This window comes from Sulfitobacter sp. SK011 (genome assembly GCF_003352065.1).
Classification (GTDB): Bacteria; Pseudomonadota; Alphaproteobacteria; order Rhodobacterales; family Rhodobacteraceae; genus Sulfitobacter.
This window is the reverse complement of the sequence record NZ_CP025803.1, coordinates 3,788,932-3,803,308: the sequence shown is the minus strand read 5'-3', so window position 1 is coordinate 3,803,308 and position 14,377 is coordinate 3,788,932. Positions and strand designations below refer to the sequence as shown.

The following is a 14,377-nucleotide window of genomic DNA, read 5'->3' as shown; positions in this document are numbered from 1 at the left end:
AGCATCGTCATTCCTTGTTTTGCGATCTGCAAACAGCAGAAAGGTCCGGGGCCGCAAAAGCGATTCCAGACTGGCGTCGTATAGGCGGTCTGTGGGGATGGATCAAGGGGGGTGATTGTGGGCGCAAGGTACCGCTGGCTGACTTTGCTGGACATGGTTGATCCACGTCAAGGCAAGTTGGCTTGCGACAGATTATCCTTATCGCGAAATCCGAGAAAGTGTGAAGAAAAGGAGATAACGTGCCAACAGCCAGTACCACTAAGACAACAGCGTTAAAGATGGCCAGAACCAACACGATCCTTGGTTTTGAAAGCGGTGAATACCCCTATAGAACCAAGATGGCACGCCGGACGTATGAAACCGAAAAGTCTGCGTTGCAGGTCGAGTTGCTGAAAGTTCAGCATTGGGTTCAGGAGACCGATCAGAAATTCGTGCTTTTGTTCGAGGGGCGGGATGCTGCGGGCAAAGGGGGCACGATCAAACGGTTCACCGAACACCTCAATCCGCGTGCGGCGCGCGTGGTTGCCTTGAACAAACCCACGGACGAAGAACGGGGCCAGTGGTTTTTCCAGCGCTACATTAAACATCTGCCAACCGCGGGCGAGATCGTTCTATATGACCGATCGTGGTATAATCGTGCGGGTGTTGAACGGGTCATGAACTTTTGCGCGCCCACCGAATACCTGGAATTCATGCGGCAAACGCCGGAATTTGAACGCATGTTGGTGCGCAGCGGTATCAAGCTGTTCAAATATTGGTTTTCCGTCACCCAAGAAGAGCAAAAGAGACGCTTTGCTTCGCGCGAAACTGATCCGCTCAAGCGGTGGAAGCTGTCGCCGATTGATCGTGCCAGCCTTGATAAGTGGGATGATTATACCGAGGCGAAAGAAGCGATGTTTTTCTACACGGACACAGCGGATGCGCCTTGGACGGTGATCCGATCAAACGACAAGAAACGCGCGCGCCTCACGTGCATGCGGCATTTTTTGGCTCAGCTTGATTATCCGGACAAGGACCCTGAGGTCGCCAAAGCGCCGGACCCCAAAATCTATCATCAAGCCGAAGCGATCGTTCATGACTCCGATCATGTGCTGGCAGCGTCTTTGCATCCTGAACGCAACAATAAGTGACCCCAATTCAAAAAAGGAACGACATATGTCCCATACCCCACACGAGCTTGCCGAAGAATTTCCTGAAATGACCACTCAGATGGCGCAGTTGCGTCAGAGCGATCGTCATTTTGAGAACTTGGCCGACACCTATCATACATTGAATCGTGCAATTCACCGGGCTGAAACCGATGTGGAACCCACCAGTGACGATCACATGAGTAACATGCGCAAGCGGCGACTGGCGCTCAAAGATGAGATTTATGCCTATTTGACGGCGCAAACTACCGGGTAGAGTCTTGGCAAAACAGACTTACCGCAGTGCCTAGTTTTCCTTGTCGCCCCGGCGTGACCACATGTCGGGGCGGCGGGTTTTAGTTAGGATTTCGGCTTGTTGTTGTCGCCATTTGGCGATTTCGCCGTGGTTCCCGGACATCAGGACGGGGGGGATCTCGCGCCCTTCCCAGATCGCGGGGCGGGTGTATTGGGGGTGTTCGAGCAGATTGTTTGAATGGCTTTCCTCAACGGTGCTGCTGGCATTGCCCAGCACACCGGGCAGCAGGCGCACGGTCGCGTCGATCATCGCCTGGGCCGCCAGTTCGCCGCCTGTCATGACAAAATCGCCAAGGCTGACTTCGGTGATACCGAAGTGTTCAATCACCCGTTCATCCACGCCTTCAAACCGGCCACAGAGCATGGTCACGCCCGCGCAGGTGGACAGATCGCGCGCCATCGCCTGGTCAAAGCGTTGGCCGCGCGGGGACATATACAGGATTGGCCAGCGGCCATGGGCGTGGCTTTGCGCGTCGGCCAGTGCGGGACCAACCACATCGGCACGCAGGACCATGCCCGCCCCGCCGCCGGCAGGTGTGTCATCGACATTGCGGTGTTTGCCGATCCCGTAAGGGCGCAAGTCGTGGGTGTGCAATTGCCACTTGCCGTCCTGCAAGGCTTTGCCCGTCAGGCTGGCCCCCAGCACGCCGGGAAAGAGGTCGGGAAAGAGCGTGACAACGCGGGCCTGCCAGATGTCGGCATAGTCGGGCGTGTCCTGCATCAGTTCACGGGGCTGCAAATTGGCGCGGACCGATTGGCGGCCATGGGAGCGGGGTGTTTTCATTGACGCGCCTCAGCAAGGATTGCGGCCTTGGCAGCTTTGCGGGCATCTGGTGTCTTGTGGTTTTTGTTGGCCTCGATCATCGCGTCCAGAACATCGTCGCCCAACCGCATGTTCGCGGGTGGAGGGGCCACCAGTTCGGCGCGCAGGCTGAGTGGCAGCTCACACAGATCAAGCAATGGGTCGGCGGGGCCAAGCGGCAAATCGCGACAATCCTCAAGCGCTTTGTGATGAACGGGGCAGGGCACGCGGCTGGCGATGTCGGCAACCATCCCCTCAAGGTTCGCTGCCGCATGATACCGGTCGCAAAAGGCATCCGCATCCATTGTCATATTGGATGCTTTGACGTGCTCCCAATGGGCAGATTTGAGCCATGCGTCAGGGGCACGGGTGGAAAGGTAGAGCAAGATTTCGGCTTCCGGATAGCGCTTGGTCATAATCTCCCAGAATGCATAAAGCAGCACAGGTGCGGCAGAATAATCATCCAGATCGCCGCGGCCGGGCAGGTGGCCCGAAAGCTCTTCGGCAGAGATGATCAGCGTTCGGCGGGGCATGCCGGGCAATTCGTTCATCACGGTTTCGAAGCGGTCCTGCGCTTTGATCAGGGTCAGCGGATCACGCCATGTGGAATAACCGCGTGTGGCGCTGATGAGGTCTTGCATGTGCCAGCGCAGGCGCAGTGCCGCGTGTTTTTTCAGGGCGACCCGGTTTTCGCGCAATGTGGCCTGAATGCTGGAGGTTCCGGTTTTGTGGAACCCTGCATGCAGGATGATCCGGCGCGGCATTACTTGGTTTCCGTTTCCGGCAAGACGCCATGCGGCGGGTCGGCCACGATGCGGCCCAAGGCGAGGTCAACCGTTGGCACAGCGGCCTTTGTAAAGGGCAGAAACGTGGTGGCAGAGGTGCCGGCAAGTTGCAGTTCCAACAGGTCGTCAGCGCCGTGGTTCTGTACCGTCTTGACCGTGCCAAGCAATACGCCGCCGGTGTCATAGACCGAAAGGCCAATCAGATCGGCGTGATAAAATTCATCATCGGGCAGCGACGGCAGTTGGTCGCGGTCCGCATAAAGGGCAGTGCCGCGCAGGGCGTCGGCCTCTTCCTTGGTTGAGACATCGGTGATCCGTGCAGCAAAGCCGTTTTTGATGGGGTGCAGGATGGCGAGGGCAAACTGGCGGCTGCGGTCCTCTGACCAGAGCGGCGTGTAGGTTTCAATATCTTCCGGGACCGCACAATAACTTTTGACGCGCAGCTCGCCGCGCACACCGTAAGAGCCTGCGATGGCACCTACACAGATCATTTCAGTCATTGCAGCAACTCCGAGTCCACGCAGATCGTGCCCGTCCATTCACCCGCACCGGCGGCACATTCCGAGCGCATGAGGAAGCGTTCGTACCACATGCCAATGCCAAACCCGATGGCCAGAACAACGACAAGTTTGATCAAACGGTACATCAGCGGTTTTCCACATGCAGATGGGGGGCGCGGGCCTCCCAGTTTTTGGTTTCGAGTTCGGGCGTCAGGGTGTTCTCGCGGGGCCACCCCAGACAAAGATAAGCGACCAAAGACCACCCCTCCGGCACCTCAAGATCACGGTTAAGACGGACGGGGTCAAGAACAGAGACCCACCCCAGCCCAAGGCCGTGCGTTCGGGCGGTCAACCACATCAGCGTGATCGCGCCAACCACTGAATAGCGGCGCATTTCCGGCATGGTGCCAGCGCCAAGACCGTGCCCTTTTTCAGTGCTCTCATCACAGTAGATTGCCATCTGTTCGGGCGCGTTCTGCATCCCAGACAGCTTGAGCGAGGCGTAAAGGGCCGCCTGTTCGCCGGAATATCCTGCAAGGGCTTCGGCATTGGCTGCTTTGAAATTCTCAAGTGCGGCCTGACGCGCGGTGTCAGAGGCGACGCGGATGATGCGCCATGGTTCTGACAGGCCCACGGAAGGGGCCAGATGAAAGGTGTCGAGGCATTCGCTGATCAATGCCTCGTCCACGGGATCGGTTAGAAAGTGGCGGACGTCGCGCCGCCAGCGCATCAGGTCGTGCAGCCCGGCACGGAAGTCTTCTGAGAATGTTTCCATGCCGGACTTTGCCTCAGATTATTCTGCGGCTGCTTCGTCGGCGGCTGCCTCTTCTGCTGGCGCTTCCTCGGCAGGGGCGGCGGCAGCTTCGGCAGCGGCGGTTGCTTTGGCGGCTTTCTCTTCAACACGGTCCTGGGCTTTCTTGCCCGGTGTGCCTTTGTTGGGGTTGTTACGTTCTGTTTTTTCACGAACGCCGGCGGCTTCGAGCATGCGGGCAACGCGGTCTGTGGGCTGCGCGCCTTTTGCAATCCATTCCTGGATCTTTTCGATGTCCATTTTCACGCGCTCTTCGCTGTCTTTTGGCAGCAGCGGGTTATAGGTGCCCAGCTTTTCAATAAAGCGGCCATCGCGTGGCATGCGGCTGTCTGCAGCGACGATGCGGTAAAAGGGGCGTTTCTTGGAGCCGCCGCGGGCGAGACGAATTTTCATAGCCATGGTGTGTAGTCCTTTAGGTTTTTACGTTTGGTGTGATTTGTGGTGCTGAATGACTTCAGCGATGATGAAGTTCAGGAACTTCTTGGCGAATTCGGGATCGAGGTCAGCCTCTTTCGCCAAATCTTCGAGCCGTGCGATCTGGGTCCCTTCGCGGGACGGATCGGACGGGGGAAGGTCGTGTTCGGCTTTGAGTTTCCCCACAGCCTGTGTGTGTTTGAACCGCTCGCCTAATGTATAGACAAGGATTGCGTCGAGACGGTCGATGGACGCGCGGTGATCTTTGAGGATCTGCGCAGCGCGGGTGGTTGTGTCGGTCATTTGAGCGCTCCCTTTTGGTGACGCCAGATGTTTACGGGTGTGTCGTGATCGGCAAATTCGCCACCGTCGGCGTTTTCGATCCGGGTGGTTTCTGCGTCCAATGTTGCGCCCAACGCACGTGCCACGGCGACGGATGCGTGATTTCCCTCATCAATATGCGATTGCGCGGTATCCACACCCATCACAGGCCACGCCCATGGAATGATCGCGCGCATGGCTTCTGTGACGTATCCTTTGCCCTCTGCAGCAACATCATAGAGCGTCCAGCCAAACTCAGGTTCGCGCCATTTCAGCGGGTGAAACACCCCAAAGCCGCCGATGAGGGTTTCTGGATCGTCCCGGGTCGTGGCCATGAAGAGGCCATAGCCCCGGATTACCCATTGACCCGCAATCTTGAAAAAGCCTGCTTGTGCTGCATTTCGATCAATCGGACCGCCAGTGAATTTGGCGCGCGCGGACATCTTGTACGCAACATAGTATTCCGCGTCTTGCAGTCTCGGCGTGCGCAGGATCAAACGATCTGTCTCCAGCGTTGGGAGGGTCAAGGCCATGGCAGTCATGCGAGGTCCGCCGGCGCAGGATGGCGAAACAAGTGTTCGGTACCCATGTTTATGTTGTCATAGGTCGTTTCGTGAACCGCACCCAGACGTTCCGCCAAGGCGATGGAGCGCGTATTGCCCGGTACGATGTTGCTTGTCATCGTGGTGAAACCCATGACGGTATAGGCGTGGTGCCGCACTGCGGTTGCCGCTTCAAACGCGATGCCTTTGCCTTCCGCCTGCGGGAAAGCGATCCACCCCAGTTCCGCTTCGGGCCAGCCTTCGGGATTCCAGAGGCCGCAGATCCCAAGGGCGGTGCAGTCGGATTTGTCGGTGATGGTCCAAAAGCCGTACCCACGCAGATGCCAATGGCCAATCATGCTGGCAAACCAGCGCCAAGCCTGATCACGCGGCAGCACGCCACCAAAGCCCATTGAGCGCTCTGGATCGGCATAGAATGCGGCGATCGGTTCAAAGTCCGCCGCTTCCGGTCCGCGCAAAATCAGGCGCTTGGTTTCTATGATTGGCGCTGGCGTCATTCAAAGACCCAATGCATCAACGGTTGCGCCGTCAAACAGCGGTTTGGTGAAAGAACGATCATAGCGGCGGATGCATTTTGTGCGCTTGGCGTGCTCATAGGCGCGCAGGCATTCCGGGTCTTCCCACATCTTTGCGCGGTAAGCTTCGTAATCGGCGAGTGATGGGAACGAGAAATGGCAATAGGCGATGTCGTTCGGCCCCTCATGCGGCATGTGATAGCCGTGATGGGTCCCACCGAGCTTTGGCACAAGATGCAGCCACGCTTTCGCATAGACCTCAAACTCCGCCAATTTGTCGGGGTCGATTTCATATCTGACGGTGCAGGTGATCATTTCTTTTTCGCAAATCCGCTCAGCCCGGAAGGCAGGCCCATGCCGCCGCCCATACCGCCCAGACCACCGGGCAGTTTGCCGCCCATCTGTTTGGCCGCTGCTTCCAATGCTTTGGGGTCCATCTGGCTGGGGTCCATGCCGCCTTTGCCAAACATGCCCTTCATGGCTTGCTTGAGCATGCCGCCTTTGCCCATTTTACCCATCTTCTTCATCATGTCGGACATCTGGCGGTGCATTTTCATCAGCTTGTTCAATTCGCTGACTTCCAGGCCCGCACCTTTGGCGATCCGTTTTTTACGGCTGGCCTGCAAGAGTGCAGGATTGGCGCGCTCTTTCTTTGTCATGGATTGGATCAGGGCGATCTGGCGTGTGAGGATTTTGTCATCAAGGCCTGCATCCTCGACCTTTTTGGCCATTTTGCCCATGCCGGGCATCATGCCCATCATGCCTTGCATACCGCCCATTTTGATCATCTGTTCCAGCTGCATCTTGAGGTCGTTCATATTGAACTGACCTTTGGCCATGCGCCGCATCATCTTTTCGGCCTGCTCGGCCTCGATGGTTTCCTGCGCCTTTTCGACCAGTGCGACGATATCGCCCATGCCAAGGATGCGGCCCGCGATGCGTTCTGGTTCGAACGTTTCGAGCGCGTCCATCTTTTCGCCAAGGCCGACGAATTTGATCGGCTTGCCGGTCACCGCGCGCATGGACAGTGCCGCACCGCCGCGCCCGTCCCCATCCATCCGGGTCAGGACAACGCCGGTGATGCCGATACGGTCGTCAAAGTTTTGCGCTGTATGCACCGCATCCTGGCCTGTCAGGCCATCAACAACCAGCAGGGTTTCGCGAGGGTTGGCCACGTTACGCACTGCTTCGACCTGGCTCATCAGCTCTTCGTCGATGCTGAGGCGGCCCGCCGTGTCGAGCATATAGACGTCATAGCCGCCCATGGCTGCTTGGGTCTTGGCGCGTTTGGCGATGGCGACGGGGTCTTCGCCTTTGACAATGGGCAGGGTGTCAACGCCGATTTGCACGCCGAGGATGGCCAGTTGTTCCATCGCGGCCGGGCGGTTCACGTCAAGCGATGCCATCAACACGCGTTTGCCGTCGCGCTCTTTCAGGCGCTTTGCCAATTTCGCAGTTGTGGTTGTCTTACCGCCACCCTGCAGACCGACCATCAGGATCGGTGCCGGCGGGCTGTCGATTTTCAGCGCACCGGGTTCGCCTTCGCCTTTCAGCGTGTCGATCAGGGCGTCATGGACAATCTTGACGACCTGTTGGCCGGGGGTGATGGATTTTGTGACCGCCTGGCCAGTGGCCTTGTCCTGAACCGCTTTGACAAAATCGCGGGCCACGGGCAGCGACACATCCGCCTCCAGCAGGGCGACGCGGACTTCACGCAGGGCGGTTTTGACGTCGTCCTCAGACAACGCACCCTGTTTGGTGAGGCGATCAAAGACGCCCGACAGGCGTTCAGACAGGTTCTCAAACATGGGGCAAAGCCCTTTCTCGGTTCGGTTGCGGGGTATCCTGAACTTAGGAACCCTGCGGTAAATGCACAATTGCCCCCGAAACGTTTTGAACGGGAACAAAACCAAATGGTTTTGCCCCCGTGGGCGCAACGCGCTGACGGAGGGCGATCCCCACAAAAGGCGGGGACCGGAAGGCAATGCTTCCGGGAGTTGAGCGGCGTTTAGGCTGTGACCGGAGCAGAGTCAACTGTTGTGCTGGGGTCCGAGCCAGGTGTTGATGGCGCGTGCGGCGCGGCTGGCACCCTGACCGGACGTGTAGACTTCGGTGATGGGGTGCGCGCCTGCGCTCATGCCGGTGTCAAAGATCAGTGTTGCCCGGCTCATGGGTGTGCGAGACCCGGATGAGCGATTGTTGCTGACGGAGGTTTCCACCACCGCGCGTGACAGATCGCTTAGGGCGTGTGTGACGCTTTGATAGCCCAGAATGGACTGCCTTCGGATCGTGAGCGTATTGGCTGGGCGATCTATGATAACCTGCACCCGCCGGACAAACGCCCAGAAGGCGACCGCTCCGATCCCGGCACCAATGGTGGCAAAGGGAAACCCAAACCACGGTTCTTCACTTGCTGCCAAAAGGCCGGCAGCGACGAAGATTAAAATGAAACAGGTCAATGCGATGCTGATCAGCCAGGGTGTATCGGCAATGATCAATTGATCTGGGGTATTGCGGGTCACTTTCATGGCATTTGCCTTAGCCGCAACGGCTAATTCTGTCAAAGGGGGCGCGACCCTGAAGGTGTGCCGCGCCCTGACCTTTATGCGGCAACGGCCAGTGTGTCGATCTGCGCATGGGCGCGCAGAATTGTGCCGCTTGGGTCTTTGGCTAGGGTGTCCGCGGCGACAAAGGTCACGTCAGTCATTCCCATAAAGCCCAGCACCTGCCGCAGATAGCCGCTGGCAAAATCCATGTCAGAGCCCATCGGTGTGCCACCAGAAGCCAGTGCGATGATCACGCGCTTGCCATCAACCAAGCCGACCGGCCCGGTTTCAGTGTAACGAAACGTCACGCCCGCACGGGCAATCAGGTCAATCCAGGCCTTGAGGGCCGCTGGCACGCCGAAATTGTACACGGGTGCGCCGATCACGATCGTATCTGCGGCCATGATTTCTGCAATCAGTGCATCGGATAGTGCAAGGGCGTTCGCCTGTTCATCGGTGCGGTCCTCTGCGGGCACGGCGCGGGCGACGGTCCAGGCGTGATCGATCTGCGGCAATGCATTTTTGGCAAGGTCGCGGATGGTGACCTCGGTTGCCCCCAAAATTGAGATGATGCGGTCTGTCAGTTCGCGGGTGACGGAGGTTTCGATATTGGCGGATGAATCAATACGTAGAATGGTCATGTGAGGTCCTTTCAGAAGGAGGTGGGTCTGCCTTTCAATTGACTATTGTATATGCGAACTCAACGGGCAATATGGCGCAGATTATGTTCGCCAGCGCACATGAGGTTCAGATGGACGATTGGGATGAGATAAAGACTGCGTACCAAGTTGCCCGTGTGGGCACGGTGAGCGGTGCGGCCGAGGTTCTGGGTGTTCATCACGCGACGGTCATTCGCCATATTGATGCGCTGGAGGGGCGGCTTGGCGTAAAGCTTTTTCAGCGCCACCCACGTGGTTACACTGCCACCGAGGCTGGCGAGGATCTTTTGCGCGTGGCCAAGGCAACCGATGACCAGTTCAATCAAATGGTTGGCCGGATCAAAGGGCGGGGGTCTGAGGTGTCTGGCGATCTGGTTGTGACGTCTTTGACATCTCTCGCGCCGCAGATTGCACCGATGCTTGCGGCTTTTCAGAAACAGCACAAGGATGTGGTTGTCCGGTATCTTACCAGCTCCAGGCTGTTTCGGCTGGAATATGGTGAAGCCCATGTCGCCATCCGGGCGGGGTTGGCACCTGACCAACCTGACAACGTTGTGCAGCCGATGCTGGATTTGCAAATAGGTGCCTATGCCAGTGGCAGCTATGTGGCTGAATACGGCATGCCGGAAGGACCAAAGGACTATGCTAACCACCGTTTCGTCGGGGCAGATGATCTGGACAACCGCGCACCTTATTACAAATGGCTGCGCGAAAATGTGCCGGAATCGTCAATATCATACCGCACTTCTGATACCCGCGCGGCCGAAGTTGCGGTGCGCGCCGGGGCCGGCATTGGATTTCTGGTCAAAGAACAGGCAGAGGGTGATCCCGGTCTGGTAGAGATATATCCACCGCGGCCAGAATGGGCTGCACCGATCTGGCTTGTGACCCATGTCGATCTGCACCGCACAACAAAAGTGCAGGCTTTGCTGCGGTTCATCAAGGAACAGATGCAACAGGGGCCGCAATGAACCCTGGCACCTTGGGGCATCTGGCCATGCTCGCTTTTTCGGCGCTGGTTGCAGGGTCGTTTTCACTGGGCGCGCTGGTCGCCAATGATATCAGCCCCACAGCTTTCAACACGCTTCGGTTCTGTATCGCGACGGTACTGGTTGGCGGATTTGCCTTGTCACGGGGCGCGGTGAGCCGACAAGGGTTCACAGCACCCTGGCGGTACGCGATTCTGGGCGGGCTTTTTGCGGTTTACTTTGTGCTGATGTTTGAGGGGCTGAAAACCGCGCAACCCGTCAGTGCGGCGGCTGTCTTTACACTGGTTCCCCTGATGGCGGCGGGCTTTGCTTGGGTGCTGTTGCGGCAGGTTCTGACACCGCGCATGGCACTTGCCCTGAGCATTGGGGGCTGCGGGGCGCTTTGGGTCATCTTCAAAGCGGATCTGGCCGCCTTTCTCGCGTTTGACGTGGGCCGGGGCGAAGCGATCTATTTCATTGGTTGCGTCAGCCATGCCATTTATACACCCATGGTGCGTCGCCTGAACCGGGGCGAAAGTGCGGTGATGTTTACTTTTGGCACTTTGCTTGCCGGATCAGTGCTGCTGTTGATATATGGCTGGTCTGACCTTGTCGCTGTTGAGTGGGCCAAATTGCCAAACATGGTCTGGATTGCGCTTGTTTATGTGACCTTTTTTGCAACCGCATTGACCATCATTCTGTTGCAGTTTGCCACCCTGCGCCTGCCGTCCGCCAAGGTGATGGCCTATACCTATCTGACGCCAAGCTGGGTCATCGTCTGGGAGATCATGCTGGGCAAGGGCGCGCCCGGTTCAATTGTGCTGATCGGGGTGGCTTTTACCGTACTGGCGCTGCTTTTGCTGCTGCGCGATGATGCGGCCAAGACCGTTTGAACCTTTTTTGGAACCGAACCGCTGCCTGATGTGTTAGGGTCCAGAAGCAAACTAAAAGGAACTTTCCATGCGTGGTATTATTTATCTTGTCGGTCTTGTGGTCATTGTTTTGGCGATCGTTCAGTTCGTTTTATAAGCGAACCATCAGACGGGGCCTGAAATTTTATACCTCGGTTTTATGCCTCGTCTGACACCACTTCCGCGAGTTCGCGCGCGAGAAACCTTTCGAAGTCATCCAGATTGACCGGTTCGAACTGTCCAAACCCCTGCATCCAGACCGAAGCTTTGCGCATCGCATCGGGTTCCAGCTTGCACCATTTGACCCGCCCGCGCTTTTCCTGAGAGATAAGCCCAGCAGCCGACAAAACCCCCAAATGTTTAGAGATCGCGGCCAGAGACATGTCAAATGGCTCTGCCACATCTGTGACAGCCATATCATCCTCAAGCAGCATCGCCAGAATGGTGCGGCGGGTCGGGTCGGAGAGGGCGGCAAATACCTGATCAATGTCACGTGTCATGCCCTGTCATACCTAGGGTCGCAGCTTCAGGAAAGCGTTTCATCCGCGTGGATGATGTGTTGTCTGCGACGGCAGTTCGATGCTGCCCCATTCCCGGTCTGCAGGGTCCAGCCCAATGTCCCGCGCCAAATGATCTGAGAGTTTGGGGTAGCTTTGACGCGGATCTGACCCCAGCTTGGTTAATTTGGCCAATAACTTTAGGCTGAGCCATTTCGCAATACGCTGAATTTTCGCACGAGTGAACCCTGCGCGCCGCAGCGCGTTTAAATGCATATAGGACATGATTTTCCACCTATCTGTGAGTGATATGCATTGATACGGTGAGGAATCCCTTTGAATCAAACGCCAATACTTGACATTATGTGTGCAAAAAACGCACGTATATGAATGTCACGAAATCTTCCGCCTCTGAATGCCTTGCGTGCGTTTGATGCCGCGGCGCGCCACGAAAGCTTTAGCCGTGCGGCGGAGGAGTTGTTGGTCAGTCATTCCGCGATCAGCCGGCATGTGCGCGGGTTAGAGGCCCGCCTGGGCGTGAAATTGTTTCGTGATTTGCCGCGTGGGGTCGAGTTGACGATGGTGGGGCGCAGCTATCTGGAAAGGGTGCTGCCTGCGTTGGATATGATCGCAGATGCGACGGACGACCTTGCCGATGTGCCAACAGGGCAGGTTACGGTGAACAGCGAGCCGCTTTTTGCTGAGCGATTTATCATTCCGCGATTGGCCGGGTTTCAAAAGGCCTATCCAGAAGTCGAGGTGCGGCTGGAGGCATCGCCTGCTCTTGCGGATGTTGAAAGATACGAGGCGGATATTGCTGTCCGGTTTGCGCATACGGGTAAATTGGACGGGCCGTCCGATCTGTTAAGCGCCGCCCCGATCTATCCCCATGCATCCCCTGATCTGATGGAAGATGGCATTCGCAAGCCGGAGGATTTGTTGAAACTGCCGCTGCTCCGAGATCGGACCAACAACATCTGGAAGCCATGGTTCGCTGCTGCCGGTGTTCAAACGGATGCGCTTTTGGATCATGAGTGGCGTATGAAGCCGCCGCTCGCATACGAGGCCGGACTGAATGGGCTTGGGGTGTACTTGGGGTCGTCAGAATGTGTTTCGTTTGATGTCGGGCTGGGGCGCTTGGTGCGGTGTTTTGATATCGGGATCAGGGATGGTGCCTTTTATCTGGTTTACGGCAGCCGTGGCGTGCGTCGCTCAGCGGTAAAGCAGTTCCGTGCGTGGCTCCTTGATGAGACCCGTTCCTTCCGGAGTGAACCAGCAGTTTGAAAACATCAACCAATTGGTTGAATAACGAAAAAGCCTCAGGATGACACATTGCCAGATTGGATGGGTGATTTGGCGCGCACCTTTGTTGTGAAAAGTTGTTCAAAAACAAAATGTTAATTGCAGCGCGCAGTGAACATGGCAGCGGTTGACTCCGAGCTATCCCGCCAGTAGCTACATGACAAGTTATCCAATGGGGGATGCGGCGTGCCAGACCCGGACCAACAGCAGCAACTGCAGCAGCTTGAGGCCAAACTTGACGCCGCAAGAAAGCGCAACGCGCCAAAACCCCGCGTGGATGAGCATTATTCTCAGGCCAATTTGGCATGGCGGATGGTGATTGAATTGGTGGCCGGTCTTGGGATCGGTTTTGGCATCGGATATGGGCTTGATTTGCTGTTCGGCACATTGCCCATCTTCATGGTGCTGTTTGTAATGCTGGGCCTTGCGGCTGGGGTGAAAACGATGCTCCGCTCTGCCAAGGAAATCCAGGAAAAGCAGTTGGCCGAACAGGCTGAAAAGAACGAAGGAGCCTGAAATGGCAACAGAGGCAAGCGGCGAAGAGACAGGCGGTTTGGTCTTTCACCCGATGGATCAGTTCAAGGTTGAGAACATCTTGGGCGATGGAGCTGTAACCTGGTACTCGATCACCAACTCCACATTGTGGATGGCTCTGGCGGTTCTGGCGACTTTTGCCCTGCTGGTTCTGGGCACGTCAAAGCGTTCAATCATCCCAACGCGGATACAGTCGGTCGCTGAATTGGCTTATGGCTTTGTTTATAAAATGGTCGAGGACATCTGCGGCAAGGATGGGATCAAGTATTTCCCGTATATCATGACGCTCTTTATGTTTATCGTCTGCGCCAACTTTCTTGGTCTGATCCCGACCGCCTTTACGCCAACGTCGCATTTCGCTGTGACTGTTGTTCTGGCGATGGCGGTTTTCTTGACCGTTACCGTTTTGGGCTTTGTAAAGAACGGCACCGCGTTTCTGGGCTTGTTCTGGGTGTCATCGGCACCTCTGGCCCTGCGTCCCGTGCTCGCGATCATTGAATTGATCAGCTATTTCGTGCGCCCCGTCAGCCATTCCATTCGTTTGGCGGGCAACGTCATGGCGGGTCACGCGGTGATCAAGGTTTTCGCAGGCTTTGCCGCAATCACAATCATTTCTCCGGCGTCAGTCATTGCCATCACGGCGATGTACGGGCTGGAGGTTCTGGTGGCCTTTATTCAGGCCTACGTTTTCACCATCCTCACATGCGTGTATCTCAAAGACGCTCTGCATCCGGGTCACTAACGACTTTACTCATTCGGGCGAAATTAACCCGTCCTAATACTCAACTTCCAACCTAATAGGAGAAT

The 14,377-nt window shown here is 56.8% G+C and carries 22 protein-coding genes; 7 read left to right on the top strand and 15 right to left on the bottom strand.

The window, feature by feature from the left end; all coding sequences use genetic code 11:
* Nucleotides 1-278: 278 nt before the first annotated feature.
* Both ppk2 and C1J02_RS18800 read left to right on the top strand, forming a co-directional pair.
* The gene (gene ppk2 / locus C1J02_RS18805; protein ID WP_114879933.1) at nucleotides 279-1,130 is read left to right on the top strand and encodes a polyphosphate kinase 2; all 852 of its coding nucleotides are present in this window, start codon (nucleotides 279-281) and stop codon (nucleotides 1,128-1,130) included.
* Nucleotides 1,131-1,155: 25 nt separating this feature from the next.
* A complete protein-coding gene (locus C1J02_RS18800; RefSeq protein WP_114879932.1) occupies nucleotides 1,156-1,404 on the top strand; it encodes a YdcH family protein in 249 nt (82 codons plus the stop codon).
* Nucleotides 1,405-1,434: 30 nt separating this feature from the next.
* On the opposite strand, the gene trmD is transcribed toward C1J02_RS18800, so the two are convergent.
* The 13 genes from trmD to C1J02_RS18740 form a co-directional block, all read right to left on the bottom strand.
* Complete coding sequence (gene trmD / locus C1J02_RS18795) at nucleotides 1,435-2,226, bottom strand: tRNA (guanosine(37)-N1)-methyltransferase TrmD (RefSeq protein ID WP_114879931.1); 792 nt, start codon at nucleotides 2,224-2,226, stop codon at nucleotides 1,435-1,437.
* Complete coding sequence (locus tag C1J02_RS18790; RefSeq protein WP_114879930.1) at nucleotides 2,223-3,008, bottom strand: sulfotransferase; 786 nt, start codon at nucleotides 3,006-3,008, stop codon at nucleotides 2,223-2,225. Before C1J02_RS18790 ends, trmD begins: the two co-directional genes overlap by 4 nt.
* A complete protein-coding gene (gene rimM, locus C1J02_RS18785) occupies nucleotides 3,008-3,529 on the bottom strand; it encodes a ribosome maturation factor RimM (protein ID WP_114879929.1) in 522 nt (173 codons plus the stop codon). Before rimM ends, C1J02_RS18790 begins: the two co-directional genes overlap by 1 nt.
* Nucleotides 3,526-3,675, bottom strand: coding sequence for a hypothetical protein (locus C1J02_RS21100; protein ID WP_205389828.1), 150 nt, complete (start codon nucleotides 3,673-3,675; stop codon nucleotides 3,526-3,528). The genes rimM and C1J02_RS21100 overlap by 4 nt, the downstream gene beginning before the upstream one ends.
* Nucleotides 3,675-4,304 carry a 5,6-dimethylbenzimidazole synthase gene (bluB, locus tag C1J02_RS18780; RefSeq protein ID WP_114879928.1) on the bottom strand — a complete coding sequence of 210 codons (630 nt, stop codon included), beginning with the start codon at nucleotides 4,302-4,304 and terminating at the stop codon, nucleotides 3,675-3,677. Before bluB ends, C1J02_RS21100 begins: the two co-directional genes overlap by 1 nt.
* Nucleotides 4,305-4,322: 18 nt before the next feature.
* Nucleotides 4,323-4,739, bottom strand: coding sequence for a 30S ribosomal protein S16 (gene rpsP / locus C1J02_RS18775; RefSeq protein WP_114879927.1), 417 nt, complete (start codon nucleotides 4,737-4,739; stop codon nucleotides 4,323-4,325).
* Between the two features lie 21 nt (nucleotides 4,740-4,760).
* On the bottom strand, nucleotides 4,761-5,057 hold the full coding sequence (locus tag C1J02_RS18770; protein ID WP_114879926.1) for a chorismate mutase: 297 nt from the start codon (nucleotides 5,055-5,057) through the stop codon (nucleotides 4,761-4,763).
* A complete protein-coding gene (locus C1J02_RS18765; protein ID WP_162798376.1) occupies nucleotides 5,054-5,608 on the bottom strand; it encodes a GNAT family N-acetyltransferase in 555 nt (184 codons plus the stop codon). Before C1J02_RS18765 ends, C1J02_RS18770 begins: the two co-directional genes overlap by 4 nt.
* A gap of 5 nt (nucleotides 5,609-5,613) precedes the next feature.
* Nucleotides 5,614-6,135, bottom strand: coding sequence for a GNAT family N-acetyltransferase (locus C1J02_RS18760; protein ID WP_114879924.1), 522 nt, complete (start codon nucleotides 6,133-6,135; stop codon nucleotides 5,614-5,616).
* Nucleotides 6,136-6,468, bottom strand: a complete 333-nt coding sequence (locus C1J02_RS18755) for an NIPSNAP family protein (RefSeq protein WP_114879923.1) — start codon at nucleotides 6,466-6,468, stop codon at nucleotides 6,136-6,138.
* On the bottom strand, nucleotides 6,465-7,961 hold the full coding sequence (ffh, locus tag C1J02_RS18750) for a signal recognition particle protein (RefSeq protein ID WP_114879922.1): 1,497 nt from the start codon (nucleotides 7,959-7,961) through the stop codon (nucleotides 6,465-6,467). The genes C1J02_RS18755 and ffh overlap by 4 nt, the downstream gene beginning before the upstream one ends.
* Before the next feature lie 222 nt (nucleotides 7,962-8,183).
* Entirely contained in the window at nucleotides 8,184-8,681 is a 498-nt protein-coding gene (locus C1J02_RS18745) for a hypothetical protein (protein ID WP_114879921.1), read from the bottom strand.
* 74 nt (nucleotides 8,682-8,755) lie between these two features.
* Complete coding sequence (locus C1J02_RS18740) at nucleotides 8,756-9,340, bottom strand: FMN-dependent NADH-azoreductase (RefSeq protein ID WP_114879920.1); 585 nt, start codon at nucleotides 9,338-9,340, stop codon at nucleotides 8,756-8,758.
* A gap of 110 nt (nucleotides 9,341-9,450) precedes the next feature.
* Between C1J02_RS18740 and C1J02_RS18735 the strand changes: the two genes are divergently transcribed.
* Nucleotides 9,451-10,329 carry a LysR family transcriptional regulator gene (locus C1J02_RS18735; RefSeq protein ID WP_114880715.1) on the top strand — a complete coding sequence of 293 codons (879 nt, stop codon included), beginning with the start codon at nucleotides 9,451-9,453 and terminating at the stop codon, nucleotides 10,327-10,329.
* On the top strand, nucleotides 10,326-11,219 hold the full coding sequence (locus C1J02_RS18730) for a DMT family transporter (protein WP_114879919.1): 894 nt from the start codon (nucleotides 10,326-10,328) through the stop codon (nucleotides 11,217-11,219). Before C1J02_RS18735 ends, C1J02_RS18730 begins: the two co-directional genes overlap by 4 nt.
* 176 nt (nucleotides 11,220-11,395) lie before the next feature.
* Here the strand turns inward: C1J02_RS18730 and C1J02_RS18725 are convergent, their stop codons facing one another.
* Both C1J02_RS18725 and C1J02_RS18720 read right to left on the bottom strand, forming a co-directional pair.
* Complete coding sequence (locus C1J02_RS18725) at nucleotides 11,396-11,737, bottom strand: helix-turn-helix transcriptional regulator (protein ID WP_114879918.1); 342 nt, start codon at nucleotides 11,735-11,737, stop codon at nucleotides 11,396-11,398.
* A 39-nt stretch (nucleotides 11,738-11,776) separates the two neighbouring features.
* Nucleotides 11,777-12,019, bottom strand: coding sequence for a hypothetical protein (locus C1J02_RS18720; protein WP_114879917.1), 243 nt, complete (start codon nucleotides 12,017-12,019; stop codon nucleotides 11,777-11,779).
* A 105-nt stretch (nucleotides 12,020-12,124) separates the two neighbouring features.
* Here C1J02_RS18720 and C1J02_RS18715 point away from each other — a divergent pair, with 105 nt between their 5' ends.
* The 3 genes from C1J02_RS18715 (at nucleotide 12,125) to C1J02_RS18705 (ending at nucleotide 14,312) form a co-directional block, all read left to right on the top strand.
* A complete protein-coding gene (locus C1J02_RS18715; RefSeq protein WP_114879916.1) occupies nucleotides 12,125-13,018 on the top strand; it encodes a LysR family transcriptional regulator in 894 nt (297 codons plus the stop codon).
* Between the two features lie 204 nt (nucleotides 13,019-13,222).
* Nucleotides 13,223-13,552, top strand: a complete 330-nt coding sequence (locus C1J02_RS18710) for an AtpZ/AtpI family protein (RefSeq protein WP_114879915.1) — start codon at nucleotides 13,223-13,225, stop codon at nucleotides 13,550-13,552.
* A gap of 1 nt (nucleotide 13,553) precedes the next feature.
* Nucleotides 13,554-14,312, top strand: a complete 759-nt coding sequence (locus C1J02_RS18705) for a F0F1 ATP synthase subunit A (protein ID WP_114879914.1) — start codon at nucleotides 13,554-13,556, stop codon at nucleotides 14,310-14,312.
* Nucleotides 14,313-14,377 lie beyond the last annotated feature (65 nt).